This is a genomic window from Kitasatospora sp. NPDC004799, from assembly GCF_040609095.1.
Lineage (GTDB): Bacteria > Actinomycetota > Actinomycetes > Streptomycetales > Streptomycetaceae > Kitasatospora.
The window spans coordinates 1-4235 of the sequence record NZ_JBEXJK010000560.1 but is presented as its reverse complement, the minus strand read 5'-3'; the positions used below and the strand labels follow the sequence as shown (position 1 = coordinate 4235).

The 4235-nt window shown below is 74.6% G+C and carries 3 protein-coding genes; 1 reads left to right on the top strand and 2 read right to left on the bottom strand.

Going from position 1 to position 4235, the window contains the following annotated elements; translation table 11 throughout:
* Positions 1 to 228: 228 nt before the first annotated feature.
* Positions 229 to 1377, bottom strand: a complete 1149-nt coding sequence (efeO, locus tag ABZW03_RS37960) for an iron uptake system protein EfeO (protein ID WP_355269008.1) — start codon at positions 1375 to 1377, stop codon at positions 229 to 231.
* A gap of 195 nt (positions 1378 to 1572) precedes the next feature.
* Positions 1573 to 2397: an ATP-binding cassette domain-containing protein gene (locus ABZW03_RS37955; RefSeq protein ID WP_355269006.1), complete on the bottom strand. Its 825-nt coding sequence runs from the start codon at positions 2395 to 2397 to the stop codon at positions 1573 to 1575.
* A gap of 276 nt (positions 2398 to 2673) precedes the next feature.
* On the opposite strand from ABZW03_RS37955, the gene ABZW03_RS37950 reads away from it, so the two are divergent.
* The coding region (locus ABZW03_RS37950) for an amino acid adenylation domain-containing protein (RefSeq protein WP_355269004.1) at positions 2674 to 4235 on the top strand (1562 nt) is incomplete at its 3' end.

Sequence of the window (4235 nt, the reverse complement as noted above, 5' to 3'; positions counted from 1 at the left end):
GTCCTGGTTGCGATGTCCCGCGCCGTGCGGCGGACGGCCTCGGGGTCGGGACAGCGGCGGGCGCCGCCGAGTGCGGGCAGCAGCTGCTGCTGCTCGTTCTCCGTGTCCATCGGTGGGCGGGCCCTTCTCCTGTTACTGGCTTCTACGCTGACCCGCCGAGGCCGTGGCGGCCGGTTCTCGGGCCGCCACGGCGTCGGTGGGGGTGGTGCTCCGGGTGTGCGTGGCCGGTTACTTGACGACCACGGCGGCGGCGAGCTTCGACAGCGGCTCGCCCAGCGAGTTGACCGCGTCGGAGAAGGTCTTGCGCTCGGCCTCGGTGACCTTGTCGTAGGAGGTGAAGGTGCCGTCGGCCTGCTTGTACTTGGCCAGCAGGGCGTTGATGGCGGCGAACTCGGAGTCCAGCGTCTTCGCCAGCTCCGCGTCCTTCTCGGAGGCGACCGGCTTCAGCAGCTCGTAGGCCTTCTGCGCGCCCTCGACGTTGGCCTGGAAGTCGGCCAGGTCGGTGTGGCTGTAGCGGTCCTCCTCACCGGTGATCTTGTTGGTGGCGACCTCGTCCAGCAGCTCCTTGGCGCCGTTGGCCATGCTGGTCGCGGTGATCTCGGCCTCGGGGATCTTCTTCTGCCAGTCCTTGAGGTCGGCGACCAGCTGGTCGGCGAGCTTCTTCTCGTCGTCACCGGCCTTCGCGTCGACCCAGAGCGACTTCTCCAGCTTGTGCCAGCCGGTCCACTCCTGGCCCGGCTCCAGCTTGTCCTCGCGGGTGTCGGTCTTCGGGTCGACGTCGCCGAAGCTCTCGGCGACCGGCTCGGTGCGCTCCCAGCCGGTGCGCGAGGGCGCGAACAGCGACTTGGCCTTCTCCACGTCGCCCGCCTTGATCGCGGCGGCGAAGGCCTCGACGGCCGGGACGGTGGCGTCGGCCTGCTCCTGGGCGTACTTCCGGTAGGCGTCGACGGCGGCGGTCAGGCGCGGGTCGGCCGGCGCGGCGCTGCCGCCCGCCCCGGTGACGGTGATCTTCTGGCGGATGCCGTCGCCGACCAAGCCGGGCTTGCAGGCGATCTCGTACGAGCCGGCCTTGATCTCGGCGTTGATGCTGGCCTTGGTGCCGGGGCCGATGTTCTCGCGCTCGGTGACGATCTTGTCGCCGTCGCCGTAGACGTAGACCTCGGTGGTCTTGGAGCCCTTGTTGCTGATGTCCAGCACGACGTGGCCGGCCGGGAAGCTGGTCTTGGAGACCTCGCAGGCGGTGTCGGTCGCGTTCACCTTGACGGCGTCGGAGGCGGCGGCCTTGTCGTCCTTCTTGGACGCGCAGCCGGCCAGGGTAGCGGTCGCCACGGCGAGGGTGAGCAGCGCGGCTGCGGTGGAACGGCGACGGGCGGACATGGGGGCTCCAACGGAAAAGGGCATGAGGGTGCCGAGGCAGGGCGGCCGGCTGGGGACAACCGACCATCATTAGCTAAGGCATACCTTACGTACAGACGATTTTCCGTCCATACCCACCCCCGGAACCGTTATCTTCCCGGTGCCTGGCGTGACCTCCCGGTGTCCGGCGAGCGCTTCCCGGTGCCCGGCCGTCGGCTACCTCCCCGGTGTCCGGCGGGCCGCGGCCCGGGCCGTCCAGCGGCCCTCGTGCCGGCTGATCCGGATCGGGTGGCCGAAGGTCTCGCTGATCAGCTCCGTGGTCATCACCTCCGCCACCGGCCCGGCCGCGACGCACTCGCCGCCGCGCAGCAGCAGGGCGTGGGTGGTGCTCTCCGGCAGTTCCTCCAGGTGGTGGGTGACCAGCACACTGGCCAGTTCCGGGTGCTGGTGGCGCAGCAGGTCCAGGCTGTCCAGCAGCAGTTCGCGGGCGGTCAGGTCGAGCCCGGTGGCGGGCTCGTCGAGCAGCAGCAGCCGGGGGCTGGGCATCAGCGCCCGGGCGATCAGGGCCCGGCCGCGCTCGCCCTGGGACAGCGTGGTCCACGCGGCCCCGGCCAGCGCGCGCATACCGAGCGTGTCGATCAGCTCCTCGGCCCGCTCCAGCGCCTCCGGGGCCGGCTTGCGGTGGAACTCCGGCTCGATGGTGTTGGTGTGCCCGGTGAGCACCACCTCGCGCACGGTCAGCGGCGAGCGCAGCGGGTGGCGCGGGTTGACGTGCCCGAGGTGGGCGCGCAGCTCGCGGACGTCCACCCGGCCGAGCCGGCGGCCGAGCACGTCCACCTCGCCGCGGGTGGGGTGGGAGACCGCGCCGAGCAGGGCGAGCAGGGTGGACTTGCCCGCGCCGTTGGGGCCGAGCAGCGCCCAGTGCTCGCCGGGCCGGATCTCCAGGGTGATCCCGCGCAGCAGGTGGCGGCCGTCGCGCACGACGTCGACGTCCCGGGTGCGCAGCAGCGGCCCGGCGAGGTCGGGGGCGGATGAATGCATGGGACTCCGATCGCGGCGCCGGGCGGGCGGTACTGGCCGGGTGCACCGGCGCGGTGGACGGGCGGGGCGCCGTACCCGGACGGGCCGGCGCCGTCCGTCCGCGTGCAGAGTACAACCGCCGGCCGGGGGCGGGCCCGGGTGTCCGAGGGGTGGACGTGCCAGAACCCTGTTGCCCAGCGGGAGTTGGGGGCAGGATCGTGCCTCCGAGGGGAACCGGGCCGACGGGAACGGGGCCGAGACGGGTGATCCCCGCCGAGGGGAACAGGGGAGGCGAGGATGACCGAGGAGCGGGCCGGCACCCTGCACGCACTGGTCGAACGGCGGGCCCGCCGGGCGCCGCGGGCGGTGGCCGTGCGCTGCGGCGAGCGGGAGCTGAGCTACCGGGAACTGGACGCGCGGGCCGGGCGGCTGGCCGCCGTCCTGGCGGAGCGGGGCCTGGCCCCGGGCGGCCGGGCGGCGGTCGCGCTGGGCCGGGGCACCGAGGTGTACGTGGCGCTGCTGGCCGTGCTGAAGGCGGGCGCGGCCTTCGTCCCGCTGGAGCCGACCGCACCGGACCGGCTGCTGCGGCACGTGCTGGCGGACGCCGCGCCGGACGTGGTGGTCACCGAGAAGCGCCACCGGGCCCGGCTGGCCGTCGCCGGCGCGGCACAGCTGGTCTGCGTCGACACGGCCGCCCCGGCGACGGCCCCGTTCGAGCCGCCGGAGGTCTCCTCCGCCGACCTCGCCTGCGTCTTCTACACCTCCGGCTCCACCGGCCTGCCCACCGGCGCGCTGATCGAGCACCGCAACCTGCTGGCCGCGTACGAGGGCTGGCGCGAGGTGTACGGGCTCACCGCCGAGGACCGGATCCTGCAGACCGCGAGCCCGGAGTTCGACGTCTTCACCGCCACCTGGGTCCGCGCCCTCGGCACCGGCGCCACCCTGGTCGTCGCCCCGTTCGACCTCACCGCGAAGCGCAGGGCCGACCTCGGCGCGCTGCCCGCCCTGGTCGCCGCCGAGCGGATCACCGTGCTGGAGCTGAACGTCCGCACCGCGCGCCGGCTGACCGCGCTGCTGGAACGCACCGGCGGCGGGCTGCCCGGGGTGCGGCTGCTGACCGTCGGCGCCGAGAAGTGGTACCTGGACGAGCAGGCGGGCCTGCGGCGGCTGCTCGGCGAGGGGGCCAGGGTGCTGAACGTCTACGGCCTGGCCGAGGCCACCGTGGACAGCACCTGGTTCGACGTCCGGGACGCGGCCGCCGCCGACGACGCCGAGCGGGTCTCGCTGGTCGGCCGCCCCTTCCCCGGCACCCGGGTGTACGTGCTGGGGCCGGACGGCACGCCGCTGCCGCCCGGCCGGTTCGGCGAGATCGCGATCGGCGGCGCCGGCCTGGCCCGCGGCTACCTGAACCGGCCCGCGGACACCGCCCGCCGCTTCGTCCGGGCGGACTTCGACCCGGCCGGACGGGTGCTGCTGACCGGCGACGTCGGGCGGCTGCGGGGGGACGGCGTGCTGGAGTTCACCGCCCGGGCGGCGACCGTGGTCGGGCCGCTCGGCCCCCGGCCGGTCGGCACGGTGCTCCCCGTGGTCCGGGCGGCCGTCCGGGCGGAGGGCGTGCTGCGCGGCCACCCGGCGGTCCGGGAGGCGGCCGTCGTCCAGGTGGAGCCCGAGCCGGGCAAGCGGCGGCTGGTCGGCTACGCGGTGACCGAGCCGGGCGCGGACGGGGCGGACGGCTGGTCGCTCTCCCAGTACCTGGGTGCGCGCCTGCAGGGCCGGTCGGTGCCGGCTGCCGTCGTCCCGGTGCCGGAGCTGCCGCGCACCCGGGCGGGCAAGCTGGACCGCGCGGCGCTGCCGCTGCC

What these genes read in the sequence shown, in the direction of transcription:
- efeO (WP_355269008.1), bottom strand. Translation starts at nt 1,377, where the DNA reads ATGTCCGCCCGTCGCCGTTCCACCGCAGCCGCGCTGCTCACCCTCGCC.
- ABZW03_RS37955 (WP_355269006.1), bottom strand. Translation starts at nt 2,397, where the DNA reads ATGCATTCATCCGCCCCCGACCTCGCCGGGCCGCTGCTGCGCACCCGG.